18 protein-coding genes are annotated in these 20,501 nt (G+C 39.8%); 12 read left to right on the forward strand and 6 right to left on the reverse strand.

What is annotated here, in order from left to right; all coding sequences use genetic code 11:
* Nucleotides 1-2: 2 nt before the first annotated feature.
* The 4 genes from CLW00_RS18860 (at nt 3) to CLW00_RS18875 (ending at nt 3,620) form a co-directional block, all read left to right on the forward strand.
* On the forward strand, nt 3-713 hold the full coding sequence (locus tag CLW00_RS18860; protein WP_245917396.1) for a tetratricopeptide repeat protein: 711 nt from the start codon (nt 3-5) through the stop codon (nt 711-713).
* On the forward strand, nt 713-1,678 hold the full coding sequence (locus CLW00_RS18865) for an L-threonylcarbamoyladenylate synthase (RefSeq protein WP_106135264.1): 966 nt from the start codon (nt 713-715) through the stop codon (nt 1,676-1,678). The genes CLW00_RS18860 and CLW00_RS18865 overlap by 1 nt, the downstream gene beginning before the upstream one ends.
* 218 nt (nt 1,679-1,896) lie before the next feature.
* A complete protein-coding gene (locus CLW00_RS18870) occupies nt 1,897-3,096 on the forward strand; it encodes a phosphoglycerate kinase (RefSeq protein WP_106135265.1) in 1,200 nt (399 codons plus the stop codon).
* A gap of 188 nt (nt 3,097-3,284) precedes the next feature.
* Nucleotides 3,285-3,620, forward strand: a complete 336-nt coding sequence (locus tag CLW00_RS18875) for a hypothetical protein (protein WP_211300227.1) — start codon at nt 3,285-3,287, stop codon at nt 3,618-3,620.
* 127 nt (nt 3,621-3,747) lie between these two features.
* Here the strand turns inward: CLW00_RS18875 and CLW00_RS18880 are convergent, their stop codons facing one another.
* Entirely contained in the window at nt 3,748-6,084 is a 2,337-nt protein-coding gene (locus CLW00_RS18880; protein WP_342747920.1) for a glycoside hydrolase family 3 protein, read from the reverse strand.
* 197 nt (nt 6,085-6,281) lie between these two features.
* Here CLW00_RS18880 and CLW00_RS18885 point away from each other — a divergent pair, with 197 nt between their 5' ends.
* A complete protein-coding gene (locus tag CLW00_RS18885) occupies nt 6,282-9,737 on the forward strand; it encodes a ThuA domain-containing protein (protein WP_106135266.1) in 3,456 nt (1,151 codons plus the stop codon).
* 280 nt (nt 9,738-10,017) lie between these two features.
* Here the strand turns inward: CLW00_RS18885 and CLW00_RS18890 are convergent, their stop codons facing one another.
* From CLW00_RS18890 to CLW00_RS18905, 4 genes are all read right to left on the reverse strand, one after another.
* Entirely contained in the window at nt 10,018-10,761 is a 744-nt protein-coding gene (locus CLW00_RS18890) for an NIPSNAP family protein (protein ID WP_106135267.1), read from the reverse strand.
* Between the two features lie 13 nt (nt 10,762-10,774).
* On the reverse strand, nt 10,775-11,152 hold the full coding sequence (locus CLW00_RS18895; protein WP_106135268.1) for a transmembrane 220 family protein: 378 nt from the start codon (nt 11,150-11,152) through the stop codon (nt 10,775-10,777).
* Between the two features lie 113 nt (nt 11,153-11,265).
* A complete protein-coding gene (locus CLW00_RS18900; RefSeq protein ID WP_106135269.1) occupies nt 11,266-12,201 on the reverse strand; it encodes a hypothetical protein in 936 nt (311 codons plus the stop codon).
* A gap of 75 nt (nt 12,202-12,276) precedes the next feature.
* Nucleotides 12,277-13,179, reverse strand: coding sequence for a mechanosensitive ion channel family protein (locus CLW00_RS18905; RefSeq protein WP_106135270.1), 903 nt, complete (start codon nt 13,177-13,179; stop codon nt 12,277-12,279).
* Nucleotides 13,180-13,338: 159 nt separating this feature from the next.
* On the opposite strand from CLW00_RS18905, the gene CLW00_RS18910 reads away from it, so the two are divergent.
* The 3 genes from CLW00_RS18910 (at nt 13,339) to CLW00_RS18920 (ending at nt 17,256) form a co-directional block, all read left to right on the forward strand.
* On the forward strand, nt 13,339-14,880 hold the full coding sequence (locus CLW00_RS18910; protein ID WP_106135271.1) for a bifunctional GNAT family N-acetyltransferase/carbon-nitrogen hydrolase family protein: 1,542 nt from the start codon (nt 13,339-13,341) through the stop codon (nt 14,878-14,880).
* A gap of 1 nt (nt 14,881) precedes the next feature.
* On the forward strand, nt 14,882-15,433 hold the full coding sequence (locus tag CLW00_RS18915; RefSeq protein WP_106135272.1) for a KdsC family phosphatase: 552 nt from the start codon (nt 14,882-14,884) through the stop codon (nt 15,431-15,433).
* A 140-nt stretch (nt 15,434-15,573) separates the two neighbouring features.
* Nucleotides 15,574-17,256, forward strand: coding sequence for a L,D-transpeptidase family protein (locus CLW00_RS18920; RefSeq protein WP_106135273.1), 1,683 nt, complete (start codon nt 15,574-15,576; stop codon nt 17,254-17,256).
* Here the strand turns inward: CLW00_RS18920 and CLW00_RS18925 are convergent.
* Nucleotides 17,253-17,954, reverse strand: a complete 702-nt coding sequence (locus CLW00_RS18925) for a murein L,D-transpeptidase catalytic domain family protein (protein WP_106135274.1) — start codon at nt 17,952-17,954, stop codon at nt 17,253-17,255. The two genes, CLW00_RS18920 and CLW00_RS18925, sit on opposite strands and share 4 nt — an antisense overlap.
* A gap of 275 nt (nt 17,955-18,229) precedes the next feature.
* Between CLW00_RS18925 and CLW00_RS18930 the strand changes: the two genes are divergently transcribed.
* The 4 genes from CLW00_RS18930 to CLW00_RS18945 all read left to right on the forward strand — a co-directional run bounded on the left by CLW00_RS18930 (nt 18,230) and on the right by CLW00_RS18945 (nt 20,489).
* The gene (locus CLW00_RS18930) at nt 18,230-18,640 is read left to right on the forward strand and encodes a 6-pyruvoyl trahydropterin synthase family protein (protein WP_106135275.1); all 411 of its coding nucleotides are present in this window, start codon (nt 18,230-18,232) and stop codon (nt 18,638-18,640) included.
* Nucleotides 18,600-19,295, forward strand: a complete 696-nt coding sequence (gene folE / locus CLW00_RS18935) for a GTP cyclohydrolase I FolE (RefSeq protein WP_106135276.1) — start codon at nt 18,600-18,602, stop codon at nt 19,293-19,295. The genes CLW00_RS18930 and folE overlap by 41 nt, the downstream gene beginning before the upstream one ends.
* A 161-nt stretch (nt 19,296-19,456) precedes the next feature.
* Nucleotides 19,457-20,137 (forward strand): SDR family NAD(P)-dependent oxidoreductase, encoded by a 681-nt coding sequence (locus CLW00_RS18940; protein ID WP_106135313.1) that lies wholly within the window; start codon nt 19,457-19,459, stop codon nt 20,135-20,137.
* An 88-nt stretch (nt 20,138-20,225) separates the two neighbouring features.
* On the forward strand, nt 20,226-20,489 hold the full coding sequence (locus CLW00_RS18945) for a hypothetical protein (protein ID WP_106135277.1): 264 nt from the start codon (nt 20,226-20,228) through the stop codon (nt 20,487-20,489).
* The last annotated feature ends 12 nt before the right edge of the window (nt 20,490-20,501 follow it).

Here is a 20,501-nt window from a genome sequence, read left to right on the forward strand (position 1 = left end):
AAGTGAAAAAACAACTGACAGGGCTTTTTGCCATTCTGATACTGATTTCTTGCAGTCCTTCTGAAGAAGAGCTGTTTGACGAGGGTGTTCGCAAGATGGAATCCAGCGAGTACCAAAATGCCATCGAATATTTTGATAGGGTTTTGGATAAAAATCCTGAAAACACCTCCGCGCACAATGCGAAAGGTGTAGCCCTTTACCAACAGGACAAATACGATGAGGCAATTGCCGCTTTTACGGCATCGATCGCCTTGGATGATACTTCATACAAGCCATTTTTCAATAGGGGGAATGCTTATTTGGAGAAGAAAGAATTCAAAAATGCCGTTTTGGATTATAATAAAGCCAATGGTTTAGATCCCAATCAAGGAGATGTTTACTACAATAGAGGCTTGGCGCTTTTGGCTTTGGAAGAATATGAAGACGCGATTTTTGATTTTGACATTGTCCTTCAAGTCAATCCAGACCAGCCATTGGTTCATTTTAACAGGGCCAAAGCCCAATTGGCCAACAATGACCCAGTAAGTGCTATTGAGTCTTTGGTGACTACGGTCGATTTGGACAATAGAAATGGCGCAGCATATTACTTGTTGGGAGTTACTCAAATGTCAGCTTTCGGTCAAAAAGAAGAGGGATGTGCCAATTTGAAAATGGCATTGAGCCTTGGGTTTCCAGAAGCCAAAGAATGGGTAGATGAATTTTGTCAGGATTAATGGCAAGAATAGGTACTGATATCAAATTGGCCAAGGACTTGTTGGAAAGCGGTGAATTGGTCGCCATTCCAACAGAAACTGTTTATGGCCTTGCTGGAAATGCTTTGAGCCCAGATGCAGTAGCCAAGATTTTTGAGACCAAAAAAAGACCCAGTTTTGATCCTCTGATTGTACATACCGATTCAATCGAAAAGGTAAATGACTTTGTAAAGGAATTTCCAAGACCTTTGAAGGAGCTTGCAAATGTTTTTTGGCCTGGGCCTTTGACTCTTTTGTTGCCAAGAAAAGTGAGTATACCTGATTTGGTAACGAGTGGATTGGATACTGTAGCCGTCCGAATACCGAGTCATAGCCTTACAAGATCTCTTTTGGCGGAATTGGATTTTCCCCTTGCAGCACCAAGTGCAAATCCATTCGGGTATATCAGTCCTACCCAGGCTTCACATGTCAACGATCAATTAGGCGCTCATATACCTTACATACTTGATGGTGGAGCTTCTGAGGTGGGTTTAGAGAGTACGATCGTGGGGCTGGAAGGTGATCAGGTAACTGTTTACAGATTGGGAGGACTCGATGTTCACCAAATAGAGGGAATAGTTGGGCCTGTTCAGGTCATGGCACATTCAAGTAGCAACCCCAAATCACCGGGGATGTTGAAAAGTCATTATGCACCTACCAAGCCGTTTGTATTGGGAGACCTGGATAAATTGATAGAAGAATATAAAAAGAAGGGTCAGGTATTTGCAGTGTTATCTTTTGACAAAGTATTTGCCAACCTTTCTGAAAGACTTCAAATCCGGCTTAGCCAGACTAGTGATACGCAAGAAGCTGCAAAAAACCTTTTTGCAGCAATGAGGGCTTTGGATAGCTTGGATGTTTCTGTAATTTTATCAGAGCTTTTGCCAGAAGAAGGACTAGGCAGAGCGGTGAATGACCGCTTAAAAAGAGCAGCAGCTATCGAATAAATACATGCTTTCAGGGTTTTAGGAGCTGAAAACAATGCTGTTTGGAGATGAGTAGTTCTTTTTAGGAAAATATTGATCAGTATATTCACCGAACTGAATGCTTTGGAACTATTCTGTAAAAATTGAGGAAGCATATATTTGTCATCAAATGGCTTAATATCTTAAAAACATATATTGTTAATCATAAATTGACTATCAAACCTTTTAATAACATAACCATGAATGAAAGAATCAAAAGTGTAGATAATTTGGATTTCAAAGGTAAAAGAGCCCTAATCAGGGTGGATTTTAATGTTCCTTTGGATGAGCATCAAAATGTAAGTGATGATACCAGGATCAGGGCGGCGATACCTACTATTGAGAAAATCCTGAAAGACGGTGGTTCTTGTGTACTTATGTCTCATCTAGGACGCCCTAAAAGCGGTCCAGAAGATGTTTTTTCTTTGAAGCATGTGGTGAATTGCCTACAAAAAAACCTTGATCAAGGAGTTAAGTTTGCCCCTGATTGTATAGGTCAGGAAGCTGTGAATTTAGCCACAGGCCTTAAACCGGGAGAAGTGCTACTTTTAGAAAACCTAAGGTTCTACAAAGAGGAAGAAAAAGGAGATGAAGGTTTCGCTGAGAAGTTGTCTAAGCTTGGAGATGTATATGTGAACGATGCCTTTGGAACAGCCCATAGGGCACACGCTTCCACTGCAGTTATTGCCAAATTTTTTGAAACAAAAGCTGCTGGCTACCTGATGCAGTCTGAATTGAAAAATGCAGACAAAGTAATGGAAAAGCCAGAAAGACCATACACTGCCATCATGGGTGGAGCAAAAATTTCTGATAAAATATTGATCATTGAGAGACTTTTGGAAAAAGTAGATAACCTTATTATTGGAGGAGGAATGTCCTATACTTTTTCTAAGGCAAAAGGTGGTACCATAGGTGATTCACTTTGTGAAGAAGATAAGGTAGAGTATGTAAAAGAACTGATGAAGAAGGCAGAAGAAAAAGGGGTTAAGATCATTCTTCCGCTTGATACTGTTACTTCCAAAGCCTTTGCCAATGATGCAGAACAGGGACTTGCCAAAGCAGGTCAAATCCCGGATAACTGGATGGGATTGGATATTGGCCCCGAGACTAGAGAACTCTTTGCTGATGTAGTGAAATCATCCAAAACAATCCTTTGGAATGGCCCAATGGGAGTGTTTGAAATGAGCAGCTTCACTCATGGTACAGTAGCAGTGGCTAAGGCAATCGCTGAAGCTACAGAGTCAGGAGCCTTTTCCCTGATCGGGGGAGGCGACTCAGCTGCCGCTGTAAACAAGTTCGGTTTTACAGACAAAGTATCTTACGTGTCTACAGGTGGTGGAGCATTATTGGAGCACATGGAAGGCAAAGTGCTTCCAGGTGTGGCTGCACTGATGCCATGATCTTACGGATGAAATTTTAAAATCAAGCCCAGGAGAAATTACTTTCTTCTGGGTTTTTTGCTTGTTTTAATAACCACTTTGAAGAGTGATCATGCGCTAAAATATTGCCGCTATGAGTGTTACTTTAGAAGTATTCTCTAAATTAGCTGTCAATATCAATCACCCGCTAGGATTGGGATAAATAACGTATGCTGAAAGTGTCTAATTTTTTTATGGTCATTTGCCTGATTTTGATGTCAGGATGTATGGAGTATGAAAAAATCAATACTGCCTGTGAAGTCTATTTACAGACTGAGGATGGTTCAGAGTGGTTTTATGAAATCAATGAAGACATCAGAAGAAATAAAAAAACAGGCGTGTTCACTTACCGAGACGAAGACGGTCTGCTTTGGTCGATCTCCAAAGATGCTGATGGGAATTATTGGTCAAAAAGTACTGACCAAAGACCGATTCGTGTGGAGAGGATAGTCTGCGGTAATAGGACTTACCTGGATCAAGAGCCACAAACAGAAGAAGCCGGATGATTCACCCGGCTTTTCTTATCATTGAGATTATTTTCTTAAAACTTCTTCCCATTTCAACTGATTTCCAAGATACCTATATAGGTTCTTGTCAATCATTATTGATGAAAGGCTGATTTTCGTATTCAGCTTATTTCTTGCTGTATTTACGGACCCTCTCATCTTCGATTTTTCCTGACCAATTGAGTCCAAAAGCAAAATCATAGGCATTGCCTATTTCATCAACATGACATTCCATATCATGTGGCACATCTTCCATTTGAAGTTCTACGGTTTTCATATCTGCCGGCATTTGTACAGGCAATAAGGCAGAAGGCTCTTTTTTACCTGTCAAAATATCCAAAATAGCTTGATCCTGAACTCCGAAGTGAAGCAAGATACCCTGTACTTCTCTTTCAAATTCAGCAAAGATCATAGGGTTACCTGTTTCAATTATTGCAATGACGGGCTTGTTACCCATACTTTTTTTGGTTTCCAGAAGTGTTTCGAGTTCCTTAATATTGGAAGCTGTGATGCTTTTGTCTTTGTATGTCCTGTTGGTGACAGAAGGAGCGATCACAGGATCACCTGAAGCAATGCTTTCAGATCTTGCATGCTCTGCCTTATACGGCCCGTATTGTAGACTTATAGGAACATAACCTGTCCCACCTTTTTCACGGTCTTCCGGATCATATCCAGTGCCTGATTCTGGGTTGCTGATAAATACCAGTGCCGCTTCAGCTTCTTCAGAATTGCTTACCACTTCGAAGTAATTCTTTGCAATGGCTAGGTTGATGGCGTCTACCCATTTTTCTTCAGATTTCACTCCCCACCAATTTGTGGTAGATGGGATAAACTTTTGAGGTATGTAGACCTTTGTTTTTTCTTTTAAAGGCAACACAGAATCTTTGTTTTTCAGCATGACTATAGACTTCAGTTGTGCTTCAAAACCTTCATCCATGAATTCTGGCTTGCCCACTGTTGCCTTGGTATTCTCGGGATTGAGGTAAGGGTTCTCAAACAAACCAGCTTGAAAAATATTTCTAAGTAGCCTCACTGCTGATGTTTCAAACCTCTCACGCATCCATTCCTCCCCATGCTCTTCCACACCCATTTGGTAAGCAGCCAATACAGGCTTGATGTCATTATTACCTCCGAACTGATCCGCTCCTGCCATTAGCACCTGATAATGCCTTTCTTCTACAGTTTTGTCTTCCAAACCCCAAGGTTTTCCCCTGAAATCTTCAGGATTTGGCCCTTCATTGCCAGTCACTCCCCAGTCTGTACACACCACGCCATCATATCCGTACTCTCCTCTCAACAAATCAGTGATCAAGTATTCATTGTATGCGTTGGCAGTATTGAGTTGGTTCTTTTTGTCCTGTCCATAGGAAATGGTGTAATAAGGCATCACTGCAGTTGCAGACTTGGTTTTTCCATTGAGTTTAAATGCTCCTTCAGTAAATGGGATCAAGTGGTCTTTAAAATTGTCTCCTGGATATACAGCAAATTTCCCATAGGCAAAATGACCATCACGGCCACCTTCTTCAGGGCCCCCTCCCGGCCAATGTTTTACCATTGCGTTGACACTGTGAAAGCCCCATCCATTTGCAATTTCGAAGCCGTTCTTGGAAGTTTGGAATCCATCCACATAGGCCCTTGCCATATCGGCTGAAAGGGTAGGATCCTCTCCAAATGTTCCTTTTAACCTGTTCCATCTTGGTTCAGTGCCCAAGTCTATCTGTGGCGAAAGTGCTGTAGTTAATCCTAAAGCTCTGTACTCCATAGAAGCTACTTCACCGAATCGCTCTACCAACTCAGTGTCAAAAGTAGCAGCCAATCCCAATGATTCAGGCCACATGGAAATAGTGCCACCGGCGCCGGCATTGTATTCAGTTCTGGCAACAGGTCCATGTCTTGGATCGGAACTGTTGTTGGCAGGAATACCCATCCCTAACCCTTCTACAAATGCCTGGGCTTCATTAGTCCACCTGGCGGCTATTTCAGGGCTTTCTACCCTTGTAATCAATACATGTCGAAGGTTGTCCTCTTCGAGAAATTTCTTCTGTTGATCGCTCAAAGAATGAGTGGGCAGACCGCTTTCAGATAACGGTTTGCCTCCATAAGTTCCTGCTCCAAACCCTCCCGGTGCAGCTGGGATTGATTGGTGTGAACTGTAAAGCATCAGTCCGGCTATTTGTTCTACAGACAATTTTGAAGCAAGGTCTTTGGCTCTTTCGTCTGAAGAAAGTCTCCAATCCTCGTACTTATCCAATTGACCGTTTTTATTGAGGTCTTTGAAATGCAGGCCATCTTTATCCAAAATAGAGACACCTGATTTCTTTGAATAGCCAAGTGTTGCACCTTGACTTTGACTTATTACTATGATTTCTCCATCCAGTTCAGTTTGGCTTATTTGATTTTTTTCACAGGAAAAAAAAGCAAATGCCAAGAGGATAGGCAAAGTCAACTTGTTCGTTTTCATCATATTTATGGTTATTTGGGTCAAATATATCTCTAAATGTAAAAAACACACAATGAAATTTGTTAAAGTACTAGTTTCCTCATTTATTTGGGAGCCTATTTTAGGAAAGGTGACCAATCCTAATACATATTCTCCATTGATCCCATTCTTTAGTTAAGCAAAAGTGAATTCGAATTATATTTCCTGATAAACAATAACCTATGATAACCTTAAAGTCCTTTACAAGGGCAGTTTTTGCTCTTGTAGTTTTCTCGGTTTTCCTTGCCTCGTGTAGTAACAAGAGAAGCGGAGACCCCAAAGTCCTCATTTTTAGCAAAACTGCAGGATTTTACCATGAATCCATACCTGATGGAATTGCAGCCATAATGAAGCTTGGAGCTGAAAATGGATTCCAAGTGGATACTACTACCAATTCAGCCTTGATCAATGAAGAAAATCTAGAGCAATATTCAGCCGTGATTTGGTTGAGTACTACAGGAGATGTCTTGAATCACTATCAGGAAGCTGATTTCGAAAGATATATTCAGGCTGGTGGCGGATACATGGGGATCCATGCCGCTACTGACACAGAATATCATTGGGGTTGGTACAATAGACTTGCAGGAGCTTATTTCTGGAATCATCCGGGAATGGGTGATCCACACCCTAATGTACAAGATGGCTCCATCAATGTGACTGACAGGACACATTCTACCACCCGTTTTCTTCCAGAAATATGGAATAGAAGAGATGAGTGGTACAGCTTTAAGCAAATGAATCCCGATGTCAATGTCTTAATGGATATTGATGAGGACAGTTACCAGGGCGGATACGCTATGGGACACCATCCAGTGGCCTGGTATCATGAGTTTGATGGAGGAAGGGCTTTTTATACAGCTGGTGGACACACTACCGAATCGTTTCAGGAGGAATTGTTTTTGCAGCATATCTTAGAGGGGATCAAATATGCAATAGGTGACAATAAAAAATTGGATTATAGTAAAGCCAAAACCCAGAGAGCACCTGAAGAAAACAGGTTTGAGAAAACTTCTTTGGTGATGGGTGAATTTACTGAGCCAACTGAACTGACTATTTTGCCTAATTTGGATATTTTGATAGCCCAAAGAAGAGGAGAGGTATTGTTATACAAAAACGGAGATAGCACTGCTAGAGAAGTAGCCAAACTCGATGTTTATTGGAAAGCTGAAGTTCAGGGTGTCAATGCTGAAGAAGGTTTGATGGGTATGCAAAAAGACCCGAATTTCAAGAATAATGGACATGTTTTTGTTTTTTATGCGCCCACAGGTGATAAAGAAATCAACAGGTTGTCCAGATTCACTTTTCAGAATGATACTTGGGATATGGATTCCGAAAAAATCATTCTTGAACTCTATTCTCAAAGAAATATCTGCTGCCATACAGGCGGTTCTATTGCCTTTGATAAGGATGGCTTGCTGTACCTTTCTACCGGTGACAATAGTACACCATTTGATCAATCAAACAGTCAGTATGTCAATAGAGGTTTTGCTCCTTTGGATGACAGACCGGGATTTGAGCAGTTTGATGCCAGAAGGAGTTCTGGGAATTCAAACGATCTGAGGGGTAAAATCCTAAGAATCAAGGTCAATGAAGATGGTTCTTATGATATTCCCGAAGGAAATCTTTATCCAAAAGGTACCGAGAAAACCAGGCCGGAGATTTACATTCAAGGCAATAGAAACCCATACAGGATTAGTGTTGACCAAAAAACAGGCTTCTTGTATTGGGGTGAAGTAGGTCCGGATGCCAATGCGGATAGCTTGGATACAAGAGGTCCGAGAGGATATGATGAGGTTAACCAAGCAAGAAAGGCAGGCAATTTTGGATGGCCGTATTTTGTTGGGGACAATTATGCATACGTAGAATATGATTACGGAAGCGGTGTTTCAAGCGGTGCTTTTGATATAAACAAACCGGTAAATAATTCCAGAAACAACACAGGTTTGAAGGAACTCCCTCCAGCAGAGACGTCATTTATTTGGTATCCTTATGGAGCCTCTGAAGATTTTCCACAACTAGGGACTGGAGGTAGAAACGCCATGGCAGGACCTGTGTATTATTCTGATATGTTTCCAAAAGAAACCAGGTATCCTTCTTACTACGATGGTAAACTCTTTATTTACGATTGGGTAAGGGGTTGGATCAAAGCAGTGACCATGCAGCCTAATGGTGATTTTGACAAAATGGAGCCTTTTATGTCTACTACCAAATTCAATGCTCTCATTGATATGGAAGTAGGACCGGATGGCAAATTGTACATCCTGGAATATGGTAATGGTTGGTTTACCAAAAATGCTGATTCGGGTTTGTTTAGAATTGACTTTAATGATGGCAATAGAACACCTGTGGTAGCAGGAATTGCAGTGGATCAGAATTCAGGTGCATTGCCTTTCACAGCTACTTTTACAGTAGATGCCAGTGATCCTGAAAATGACCCCTTGACTTTTGTTTGGGACCTTGGCAATGGAGAAGTAAAAACGACTCAAGAGCCAAAGCTGCAGCATACTTTTGAAAAAATAGGTGATTACGATGTGCAGGTTGAAGTGAAAGACCCTTCCAATCTCTCTGCAAAGAGTACCGTAATATCAGTATACGCCGGTAATATTGCTCCTGAAGTGGATATTAAATTAGTGGGCAATCAGACGTTTTATTTCCCTGGAAAGCCTGTAAAATACACAATTTCGGTCAATGATCCGGATGATGCAGATGCTGGTAAAGACCTCAGTTCATTGTTTGTGTCAGCGGATTATGTGTCCGGGTTGGATCAGGCAGAAGCTTCTAAGGGACACTTGATCATGACTGATGCCATGACAGGAAAAAGCCTGATCAGTTCACTTACTTGCAAAACATGCCACAAAGAAAATGAAGCTTCCATAGGGCCTTCTTATACAGAAGTAGCAAGAAAGTATAGGAGAAATGCTAACGTGAACGACTATTTGGTCAATAAAATCCAGAAAGGTGGAGGAGGTATTTGGGGTGAAACTGTAATGCCTGCAAATCCAGAGCTATCTTATTCAGACGCAAGTAAAATCGTTGCTTATATCACCAGTTTGGGTAGAAGAGGAGTAGAGGAAAAGCCTTCGTTACCTGCAGCGGGAAGTGTGGACCCATTGGTAGGAAAGGCGCTTAGTGAAAACGGCGTATTTGTACTCTCCGCTAGCTTTACAGACCGTGGAGGAGAAAACATCAAACCACTGACAGGAAACTCGGCAGTAACTTTGAGAAATCCAGCCATTGATATGGCAGGAATCAAAACATTGGAAGGTTTCAGTGCGATGTCTTTTGGAGGCAGAACGTTGTTGATCGCTCCAGGTAATTCTAAAGGACATTTTGCAGTAAAAAACATCGACCTGACTGATATTGCTTCAATCATGTTGATAGGTGGAGGCCAAGAGGCAACTGCCAATGGCTACACCGTAGAGCTAAGATTGGGTTCACCTACAGGTGAAAAGATTGGGGAAGGTGTCATGAAGACAATTGCCAATGCAGGCCCTGAAGGCCGGCCAATGGGAATGCTTGATATCAAATTGGGTCAGGTAGATACTTCCAAATCACAGGATATCTTTATCGTCACTGGGCCAGTGAGTGCTGAAGACGAAATGTTAGCGCTGCTCTCTGTGGAGTTTAAAGCAAAGTAGTAAAAAACAGATTCAACATATAATTGAAAAACGGGCTCTTAATTTCAAGAGCCCGTTTTTTATTTTAATAATTTCCTATTCTATTCCGATAAGGATGAACTTTATATTCAATCAACTGATTGAGAAACACTATCCAAATATCCAATCCTCATCTATTAAGACAGGAGTTCAGCAATACCAAAACAATTTAGTTTTCGCCACTACAGGCCTACTTTTAGAGCTTAGACCATACAGTTTATCTCAACCAAATAGTAGTGGGGAAATCAGTGCTTTTCACTTCCTATTTCAAAGGAGAAAAAGGGAGAGGTTTAAAATATACTGATTCTACCTTTTCGACAATTTTACCATCTGCCTCTGAAGCATCTCGTACAGAAACCCATGCAGGATCATCTCTGAAAGTTAAGAAAGAAGCATTTCCTGCAGCTTCATCTTTATGGGCAAGTAGGTAAACCAACTGTGTTTGTTCGCCTTCTTTTGCTTCAGTAAACCAATATACAATGTTGGTCATCCCATGGTTTTCGAATAGAGTTCTAGTATGATCCCTGAATCTTGCGTTGATGTTTGCCACTCTGCCAGGATGCATGGTGTAGGTTCTTAATTCGAAAACCCGATCACCTGCATTATCAAAATTGATGCCTTTAGGGCTTAATTCAGGAGCAGTATGCATAAAGGTCTGGTTAACTTTAGAGACCAAAGGGCCATTTGCTTCAGACTCTTTATATGCTTTTTGCCAATCGGGATCATTTCCAAATGCCTGCCAAAATTTATCCCTGGAATCTTTGTCCGGATAGGCTAAAATGAAAGTCAGGAATCCCGGGTTTTCATCAGTAGGGAGAAAATAAGCTATATTTTCTATTCCATGTTTTTCAAATAAATCCAAGGTATGGTTTTGAAATCTTGAAACAAGATCAGGCATTTTCCCTTCATGGACAGTGTATTGTCTCATCTCGAAATATCGTGTGTCTTGCGCTTGGCAGACGAATGTGACTAGTAAAGTCAAAGTGATCAATAGGTACTTTTTCATAGGGTATTAAGTTTTAAGGGTTTCTTGTTTTTTTCCATCCCACAAAAGCGGAGAATGATAAAACTAACGCGACGATCAAAAGGCCAAACGTTTCTCTTGCCTCTTCTGATTCTTTGGTTTTCATAGTAAGGTCCTGTTGTTCCAGTTCATAGTTGACCCATTCACTTACAGAATCAGGGTAAAAATAAATAGCTCCTATAACACATGCTATAATAGCAATGGACAATGGAATCAAAGGGTGTTTGCCTTTGACAGCCAAAGCTGAAAATAGGGCTGCACAAATGTAGACAGGTGCCCAAATTTCCGGATCAGGATCATTAAGCTGCCAATAGGCAAAAAGGAGAAAGGCAAAAAACCAGAATACAAAGAAGTACTTGGCAAATTTATACATAGCTTAATAGGGTTGATTATGCTTCCTAAGATATAAAAATAAAAGCTTTGCCTATTGAAAAATTACCTTTTTGGCAACTTATGGAGAGTAATGGAATCAGCTGAATATTTATACTACCAGAAACGGTATCTTTTTTCATAAAGTCTGTTCCTGAAAATCCAGTTGTCCCATATATCCTGAGATAAATAGAGTTCAACCCCAATATTGATGGATAAATAACCATCATATCTTTCAGTAAGGCCAGAACCTCTTCTCACACGGCCATTATTTCTCAAAATCTTGTCTACATCTGGTTCACCGTTTTCACGGATAAAATCAGGGTTTCTGATTGCTAACCTTAACCTATCAGGGTTTGGTCCTTCGCCGTTGGTTCCATAATCCCTGACTAAGTCCTGATAAAACTCACTTACATTGAATGCTGAAATGTCATCCATATAATCGGTCAAAGTCCAGCGGTAATTGATTTCAAGGATTAGATCAGCCCAAACATTGGCTTTATATTTCATACCAATGCCTGTAGGAAACACAATGATGTGTTTGTTGTATGGGTTGTTTTCTATTTGTAGAGGCCTTAGGGCCACCCATTCCCCTCTCAGTTGGGCCTTAGGGTCATTCGAGGAGACACCTACCCCTGCAAATGCATAAAAATTAAGGAAATCCCTTGTAATATTGTACCTCCTGACTGGCTTGAGATAAATTTCTCCAATAGCTGAAGCTTCCCAGTTTCTGGCTCTGAAATGAAGGTTTCTTGGTTGTCTAAGGCTTCTGGGATCAGCGGGAGGATCTTGACCTGAAATCTGGTAATAGGTACCCTCAACACGTGCCTTGATGCGTGTGCCCAAAACGCGTCTGACTGCAAAATTTGCATTCCAGTCAGGTTGGACACCTTCACTATACTTCCAAAGTGAATACAACTCTCCAAAATATTGGGTTGGACCGACCGAGGCTGAAATAGACCATGGGGTTTCGAAACGATAGCGATAAAAACTTTGGGACGCAGCAATATGCGTTAAAAGCACAAAAACTAATAAAAATAATGCCCTTTTCATCCCCGTTTAAATTAATGCCTTGACCTTATCCAAGAATTTATAAGTCAAATGCGCAATAAATAACCACAAAAAAGATCAATTATTCAATTTTTCAGGGCCACTAATAATGTGTATGTCCCTCTGAGGGAAAGGGATTTCGATATTTTCTTCAGAAAACCTCTTGAAAATCTCAAAATACAATTGGCTTTTCAATACTCTCGGTTTGTTTACATACTCACTTGTCCATACCCTCAAAATAAAATTGAGACTACTGTCGTCAAAATCATCAAACAACACGTCCGGAGCGGGGGTTTTTAGCACATTTTCATTGGCATCAGCCACTGCCATAAGAATTTCTTTCACTTGAGCTGGGTCCTCTTTGTATGATACCCCTACGATGAAATTGAAGCGGACTTTTCGATCATTATGGGACCAATTGATCACCTGACTGTCGATGAACTGGGAGTTAGGAATGATGACACTGATATTGTCATTGGTGACTACCGTAGTGGACCTGGCCGAAATCTTGATTACATCGCCATTGATTTCTCCTACTTCTATTCTGTCACCGATTTTAATAGGCTGTTCAAAAAGGATGATAAGCCCACTGATAAAGTTGTTGGTGATGTTTTGTAGACCAAAACCTATACCTACACCCAATGCACCTGCTAGGATTCCGAAAGCACTTAAGTCTATTCCGTTTGTCTGTAGGATGGAGAACAGACCTGCAATGACTATGACATATTTGACAATCGTGCCTACTGACTGTCTGGTTCCTCTTTCAATTTTATATCTTTTCAGAACCCTGTTGACAAGTAATCTCCTTGCCCATTCGGAAAGTACAAAGAGTGCAACTACGGAAAAAATCAATGTCAACAAAAGGCCAATGGTAAGACTTGATTCTCCGATCGAAAAAAGTTTGATGCTCATCAACTCATTAAAAAACTCTAAGAAGTCTGCTACTTTGCCTTTTTTAAAATCCCAAATTTTCTCACCCATAGACTTAATTATACATTTGCTACCTTTAAATTTAATCTTTCTTAAGGTTAAAAAGTCACTTGGCTAAATAATTGTTTAAAAAACAGTACATAGTTTTGTTTGTTAGCCAAATATAGAGGCTTTTAAAATTATTGATTGAATTTTGGTTAATTTTGTATCATGAGTAAGCAAAGAGAAGAGTTAGAACATAGATTAAAACTAAGAAATATCAAGCTGTCGGATTATGAGGATATCAGAGAAATCATGATAGCCATATACAAGGATCAGGGAGGTGCATGGACCAAGCAAGAGCTGAAAAACCAACTGAAAGCATTTCCCGAAGGGCAGATTTGTATTGAAGATAACGGAAAAGTAGTTGCGGCTGCTTTGAGCCTTATCGTTGATTACGCAAAATTCGGAGATAACCATACTTACGATCAGATTACCGGTTTTGGGAAATTTGATACACATGACAATGATGGAGACACACTTTATGGTACAGATGTTTTTGTAGACCAGGAATACCGTGGCATGCGTCTGGGTCGAAGGCTATATGACGCTAGAAAAGAGCTCTGCGAAAACCTCAACCTGAGATCTATCATTGCGGGTGGACGTATACCTGGCTATTCAAAATATTTCGATCAGATGACGCCAAGGAAATACATTGATCAGGTGAAGAGTAAAGAGATTTTTGATCCGGTGCTTTCTTTTCAGCTGGCCAATGAGTTTCACGTGAGAAAGGTGATCACCAAATACCTTCCAGAAGATACTGATTCCCGTGCCTACGCTACGCTTTTAGAATGGATCAACATCTATTATGAAAAGGATGAAAAGTTAATAGGTAACAAAAAATCTATTGTACGGCTTGGATTGGTGCAGTGGAAAATGAGGCGTTTCAATAGTGTAGATGACCTCATGCAGCAGGTAGAGTTTTTTGTGGACACTGTTTCCGGTTATAAATCGGACTTCTGCTTACTTCCTGAGTTTTTCAATGCTCCTCTATTGGCGGAATTCAATGATATGGATGCCTCTGAGGCGATAAGGAATCTTGCGGACTACACAGATGAAATCGTAAGCAGAATGAGTGACCTTGCGCTGTCTTATAATGTCAATATCATTGCAGGAAGTATGCCTGAGTATGATGGGAAAAAGCTAAGAAATGTCAGCTATCTCTGTAGAAGGGATGGGACTACTGACAAGCAATACAAATTACATATCACCCCTGATGAGCAATCTTATTGGGGACTTCAAGGCGGTAATGGGATCAAAGTTTTTGATACAGATGCCGGTAAAATCGGCATTTTGATATGCTATGATGTGGAGTTTCCTGAATTAGGCCGGATATTGGCCGAACAGGAAATGGATATTCTCTTTGTTCCTTTTTGGACAGATACCAAAAACGCTTTCCTTAGGGTGAATACTTGTGCCAAGGCGCGGGCAGTCGAAAATGAGTGTTATGTGGCCATCACAGGTTCAGTAGGGAATCTCCCAAGGGTAGAGAATATGGATATCCAATATTCGCAATCAGCGATTTACTCCCCTTCTGATTTTTCATTTCCTCATGATGCGACAGTAGCACAAGCGGCAGAAAATGCTGAAACTACAATCGTGGCTGATGTAGATCTTGACCTACTTACAAAACAAAGAAAGGCTGGTAGTGTAAGAAACCTGGAACAAAGGAGATTGGACCTTTATTCGATCCAATGGAAGAAAAAGAAATAAGATGCAAGGGTATTTTGAAGATTTGAGTCCAGAAATAAAAGAGAAAGCCGCAAAAATTAAATTGTTGGTGACTGATGTAGATGGTGTCCTTACGGATGGGGGGATTATTTATGATAACTCCGGAATGGAGTACAAGAGGTTCAATGCTAAAGATGGGTTTGTAGTCCACCCCCTGAAGAAAAACGGGGTTTTGGTTGGAGCTATTAGCGGAAGAAAATCCAAAGTGGTTGAAAACAGGTTAGAAGAATTGAAATTTGATTTTCACTACCATGATATTTGGGATAAGGATAAAAAACTTAGGGAAATACTCGAAGTTTTGGAAGTCAATTATGAAGAAGTCGCCTATATCGGAGATGACCTGATTGATTTACCTCTTCTCAAAAAAGTAGGGTTTTCTATTTGCCCTGCAGATACTTTTCCTTACATCAAAAAAGAAGTCGATTTTATTTCTTCATGCAAAGGTGGTCATGGTGTGTTTAGGGAGGTTGGAGATTTGATACTTCACTCCAAAGACTTGTTGGACTTTGTGATCTCAAAGTATGCAGACAAGTAACAGCTTGTTTTTCATACGACTCATCACTAAGGGTTTCTTTGGGACATCTTAATGGAATACTGACAACTGAACAAAAGGTTGAGCCTTTTGGATTTATAGCTTTTACCTTGTAATATGAGGTGATATTCGTGTGGAAAATTATGGTCAAAAACCTCCTTGTTTTTTTTCTCTTTGTTCTCAGTCCAGGTTTTACTTCTGGTCAACAAGATGTTGCAACAGAGAACGAGCTTGGAATTTTGATCAGAAACCTGATAGAAAGGGATAGTCCGGAAGAAATCAGACAAGTGAGAGGGCAGAGGCTCTTCAGTTCAGTTGTAATCAATAGATTTTACAGTTCAAGAGAGTTCAAAAGTGCTTGGAGTGAGCAGGGTAAGCTTTTGGAATTAGCCTATGAAATGCGCTATGAAATTGCACAAGCCAAGTTTGATGGGTTTAATCCTCAAGACTACCATCTTGAAATCATCAATGAATTATTTGATAGGTTAGAACAGAAAAGCAGTTCTCTTGATGACCCTGATTTGGTATTGCTTTCTTCTGTAGATGTCCTCTTGACTGATGCGTTTATGATGTTGGCCTCCCATTTGAGTATGGGGAAAGTTGATCCTGAGGCTTTGAAGACAGTCTGGAACATTCAGAGAAACTTACCGGAACTTGCTTTTGACCAAAGGTTAGAGGAGGCGCTTGAAGAGGGAAGTTTAAGGAAAACAATTGAGTCATTCTACCCTTCATTTTCCATTTATAAGAAAATGAGGGATGGTTTGCGTGCAATGTATGATTTTAAGGACAAGGAAAAAGCGACTTCTTCAAAGGCTTGGAAAACCATTAAAATTGACAAATCCATAAAATTAAATGATACCCATTCATCCATACCTGAAATAAAAAAGAGACTCAATTTTTGGGGTTTTCTTGACACCTTGGATTCAAGCGGTAAAACCTACAATGAAAAGACAATGGAAGGGCTGAAACTGCTTCAGGTTCGTCATGGAATGGAACCTGATGGTGTGATTGGGCAGGGAACTGTTTTCGCTCTGAACCAAACCCCTGATGATTTGATAGCTCAGGCTGCGGTCAATTTGGAGAGATTGAGGTGGCTGCCAGATAATATTAAAGACAGTGAGTTGATATTGGTAAATACAGCAAATTTTCAACTAGATTATATTCAAAACAGGGATACCCTCTTGACATCAAAGGTAATCGTTGGGAGGACATACCATTCTACCCCTCAATTTAGCGCCGAAATGTCCTACTTGGTATTTAGCCCAACTTGGACAGTACCGGTTTCTATAACCAGGAGTGAAATAATTCCTGCGGCTAAAAAAGACCCTGATTACTTCCGGAAAAAGAATATGAAGTTGCTGACATCGGGAGGAAGGGAAGTAGATCCTTCTAGTTTGGACTGGAGCAAGGTAAACCCACGGGAGTTTCCATATACTGTCAGACAAGAGCCTGGCGAACAAAATTCTCTAGGCTTGGTCAAGTTTATGTTCCCAAATAAATACAGCGTGTATATTCATGATACTCCTTCCAGAAGTTTATTTGTAAGAGAAGACAGGGCCCTCAGTCATGGATGTATCAGGATTCAAAAACCTTTTGAATTTGCGAAATTATTGTTGTCTTACGATAGCCGGTGGACTGATGATCGAATCAAATCAGCGATGAGGCAGGACAAAGAGCAGACTGTTTTGCTAAATAGAAAAATTCCAGTAGTGATTTTTTATCTCACCTATTGGGCTGACCCCAATGGAAATGTTTTTTTTAGAAGAGATATTTATAACCGGGACAAGGAAATTTTTGATGCTTTGCAACAAGAGAGAAAAAATTAACCTTGCAAAACCAATGAGTTTTGGAAATAGGAGGGTTCATTTCCATAAATAAACAGACAGGATTTTTCTTTTATCAAGTCAATAAGACCTCTTGCCGACTCTAATGGTAGAGCGGGACAACCAAGACTTCTTCCTAATCGCCCAGTTTTGTCAATAAAATCAGGGTTGGCATAGTCTGCACCATGTATGACTATTGCCCGTTCCCTTGCATTGTCATTGATTCCTGTTTCAAGGCCATCTAACCTGAGAGAATACCCATGTTTGCCAAAATATGTCTCAGCTGTCAGGTAAAAACCCAAACTGCTTTGATAAGAAGAATTTTGATTCGAAAATGAAGTGGCGTAAAGGTCACCTGAATTTCGCCCATGACTTACAAAATCATTAAATAATATCGAGCCTGTTTCTATGTCAATAACCCAAAGCCTTTTTTTTGTGGATGGCAGTGAAAAATCAATCACAACAAGAGGTTTTTCTTTTGATATGACTCCCCTTTCTACCAAGCGATGGTGTCCCTTGACTGCCAAGACAATAATCTCCTGACTTGGAAGTGGTAGACTCTTATTCTCATGATTTGAGATTATCATTTCTCCAAGCTTAGGATAATCATTACTTCCTGAATGTAACATTTCCGGAGAGTATTCATCACAAATAGGAGATGTTGCGAATAACAGAGTTACAATAAATAGGGTGAAACGCATGGTATTATAAATTGACAATAAGCAAATTAAGTTCCAACGGTATGAATTTGCAAATCAAAGTATTAAGATTGCTGAAATATTCAAATTGATATTCGGAAAAGACACTTTCTATAAATGGGAACTGTTTCGAACGTGTCGATTGTTAGTCTACCTGTGACAATTAACAATATAATTTCGAATTATATTTTCCGCTCACTATCAATCAATTACATATTTTGTTTAAAGAATTAGCTTTAAAATTAAACAAAAAATCAATACTTAGGGTTTGTTAAACAATGAAAGTAGCCGTATATAGAAAAGAGCATTTTAATGCCGCGCATAGATTAAACAATCCTAATTGGTCTGATGAGAAAAATCAGGAAATTTTCGGGAAGTGTAACAATCCAAATTTCCATGGACACAATTACGAATTGATTGTGAAATTGTTGGGTCCTGTAGATCCAGAGACTGGATATGTTTACGATATGAAAGTCCTCAGCGACCTAATAAAAGAAAAAGTATTAAATAGATTTGACCATAAAAATTTAAACCTTGATACAGATGAATTTAAAAACCTCAACCCAACTGCAGAAAACATTGCGGTGGTTATTTGGAATATTTTAAGGAAAGAAATAGATAATAAACTTGAGCTAATCATACGACTATATGAAACAGAAAGAAACTTTGTTGAATACGATGGGAATTAATTATTCTCACGACATAGACGAAATTGGAGATGAACACATTGGAACTTCTCACGACACACCTCTAAGAGAAGATGCCTTCGAAATGGATGATGAACTTAAAATGGAGCTCATCGAAAAACATTTTAAGGAAATAATGCATGTTTTGGGACTTGACCTTACTGATGACAGCCTTAAGGGGACACCTAAAAGAGTTGCAAAAATGTACATCAAAGAAGTTTTCAGTGGATTAAATCCAAAGAACAAGCCTGATGTTAAGCTTTTTGAAAATAAGTACAAGTATAAGGAAATGCTTGTTGAAAAGGACATCACCTTCTTTTCTAACTGTGAGCATCACTTTGTACCTATTTATGGCAAAGCTCATGTTGCATACATATCCAATGGAAATGTAATTGGTCTTTCTAAAATCAATAGAATCGTACAATATTTTGCTAAGAGACCTCAAGTTCAGGAGAGATTGACGATGCAAATCGGCAACGAATTGAAGGAAATTTTAGGAACGGATGATATAGCTGTAGTCATTGATGCACATCACATGTGTGTTTCGAGTAGAGGAATACAAGATGTAAGTAGTAGCACAGTCACTTCTTACTATGGGGGTAAATTCGAAACTGACGAAAATACAAGAGCTGAATTTATGAAATATATCAGCCTATAACCTTAATTGAAAATTAAGCCAACATTGAAGCCGGTCAGAAAGACCGGCTTTTTTCATGAATAGACCCTGAAAATCAGGTGAAATTTGAATTTTCCGGTGCTGTGAGGTTAAATTTTGTAAACAATTCACCTCCGAATCAATTTAGTATTATAAAGAAAGTTATGAAAGATAAAAATATTGTAATCATTGGGGGTAATTCTGGAATTGGTAAATCCATAGTCTCAAAACTTAAATCTGAGGGAGCGAATGTGTTTTCTTTTTCGAGAAGTGAGGAAGGAGACCAACAACTCGATGTGACAAAAGAAGTAGATTTGTCAGGTAAATTACCTGATACCATAGATGGTTTGGTTTATTGTCCAGGTACAATCAGCCTAAAACCATTTCATAGGTTTAGCATAGAAGATTTCCAACATGACTTAGAGGTCAATTTTTTGGGAGCTGTTAAAGTTCTTCAAGCGGCCATGAAAGGTCTGAAAAAATCAGAATCAGCATCAGTTGTATTGTTTAGTACTGTAGCAGTAGGGGTTGGACTTGGATTTCATTCATCTATAGCAAGTGCCAAAGGAGCTGTTGAAGGATTGACACGTTCGCTTTCAGCAGAGTGGGCACCTAACAAAATAAGGGTCAACGCCATTGCGCCATCCTTGACAGATACGCCCTTGGCCTCACAGTTATTGGGGACGGATGATAAAAAAGAAGCATCCAACAAGAGGCATCCATTAGGAAGATACGGCAAACCTGAAGATATTGCGGCGGCGGCAGTTTACCTGCTCGGAGCGGATTCAGGTTGGATGACTGGTCAAATTTTGCATTTGGATGGTGGAATGTCATCAATTAAGTAAGAATTTGAGATAGCATCTTAAACAATTGAGGTTGATTTTGTGTAGTAAAAGTATGGGTATTCTCCCACGAGTTTAAAGAATTATGATTATGAGGACTCCACCGGAATCATTTTTGATTTTCAAGGAAGAATTGGAAAAAGCCAAACTTGAAAAGGAAAGGCTTAAGCGCGAATATGAAGCCAAATTGGCTGATATGAATAGAGAATTGTCTAGATTAAAGGAACAAATCCAATCTCAGCAGGAGCTGATTAAGACAACTTTGGACTATGCGATTCGTCTAGAAGAGAATCTAGGTAGTTTCAAAGAAGAGGTTACCAACGGGAAAAACACCAAAAACCGTTCATTTCATTAACTAATCTATCAA

This window comes from Mongoliibacter ruber (genome assembly GCF_003003005.1).
Taxonomy (GTDB): Bacteria; Bacteroidota; Bacteroidia; order Cytophagales; family Cyclobacteriaceae; genus Mongoliibacter; species Mongoliibacter ruber.

Coding starts and splice junctions, on each gene's coding strand:
- CLW00_RS18865 (WP_106135264.1), top strand. CDS start 713: ATGGCAAGAATAGGTACTGATATCAAATTGGCCAAGGACTTGTTGGAA.
- CLW00_RS18870 (WP_106135265.1), top strand. CDS start 1,897: ATGAATGAAAGAATCAAAAGTGTAGATAATTTGGATTTCAAAGGTAAA.
- CLW00_RS18875 (WP_211300227.1), top strand. CDS start 3,285: ATGCTGAAAGTGTCTAATTTTTTTATGGTCATTTGCCTGATTTTGATG.
- CLW00_RS18880 (WP_342747920.1), bottom strand. CDS start 6,084: ATGATGAAAACGAACAAGTTGACTTTGCCTATCCTCTTGGCATTTGCT.
- CLW00_RS18885 (WP_106135266.1), top strand. CDS start 6,282: ATGATAACCTTAAAGTCCTTTACAAGGGCAGTTTTTGCTCTTGTAGTT.
- CLW00_RS18890 (WP_106135267.1), bottom strand. CDS start 10,761: ATGAAAAAGTACCTATTGATCACTTTGACTTTACTAGTCACATTCGTC.
- CLW00_RS18895 (WP_106135268.1), bottom strand. CDS start 11,152: ATGTATAAATTTGCCAAGTACTTCTTTGTATTCTGGTTTTTTGCCTTT.
- CLW00_RS18900 (WP_106135269.1), bottom strand. CDS start 12,201: ATGAAAAGGGCATTATTTTTATTAGTTTTTGTGCTTTTAACGCATATT.
- CLW00_RS18905 (WP_106135270.1), bottom strand. CDS start 13,179: ATGGGTGAGAAAATTTGGGATTTTAAAAAAGGCAAAGTAGCAGACTTC.
- CLW00_RS18910 (WP_106135271.1), top strand. CDS start 13,339: ATGAGTAAGCAAAGAGAAGAGTTAGAACATAGATTAAAACTAAGAAAT.
- CLW00_RS18915 (WP_106135272.1), top strand. CDS start 14,882: ATGCAAGGGTATTTTGAAGATTTGAGTCCAGAAATAAAAGAGAAAGCC.
- CLW00_RS18920 (WP_106135273.1), top strand. CDS start 15,574: ATGGTCAAAAACCTCCTTGTTTTTTTTCTCTTTGTTCTCAGTCCAGGT.
- CLW00_RS18925 (WP_106135274.1), bottom strand. CDS start 17,954: ATGCGTTTCACCCTATTTATTGTAACTCTGTTATTCGCAACATCTCCT.
- CLW00_RS18930 (WP_106135275.1), top strand. CDS start 18,230: ATGAAAGTAGCCGTATATAGAAAAGAGCATTTTAATGCCGCGCATAGA.
- folE (WP_106135276.1), top strand. CDS start 18,600: ATGAAACAGAAAGAAACTTTGTTGAATACGATGGGAATTAATTATTCT.
- CLW00_RS18940 (WP_106135313.1), top strand. CDS start 19,457: ATGAAAGATAAAAATATTGTAATCATTGGGGGTAATTCTGGAATTGGT.
- CLW00_RS18945 (WP_106135277.1), top strand. CDS start 20,226: ATGAGGACTCCACCGGAATCATTTTTGATTTTCAAGGAAGAATTGGAA.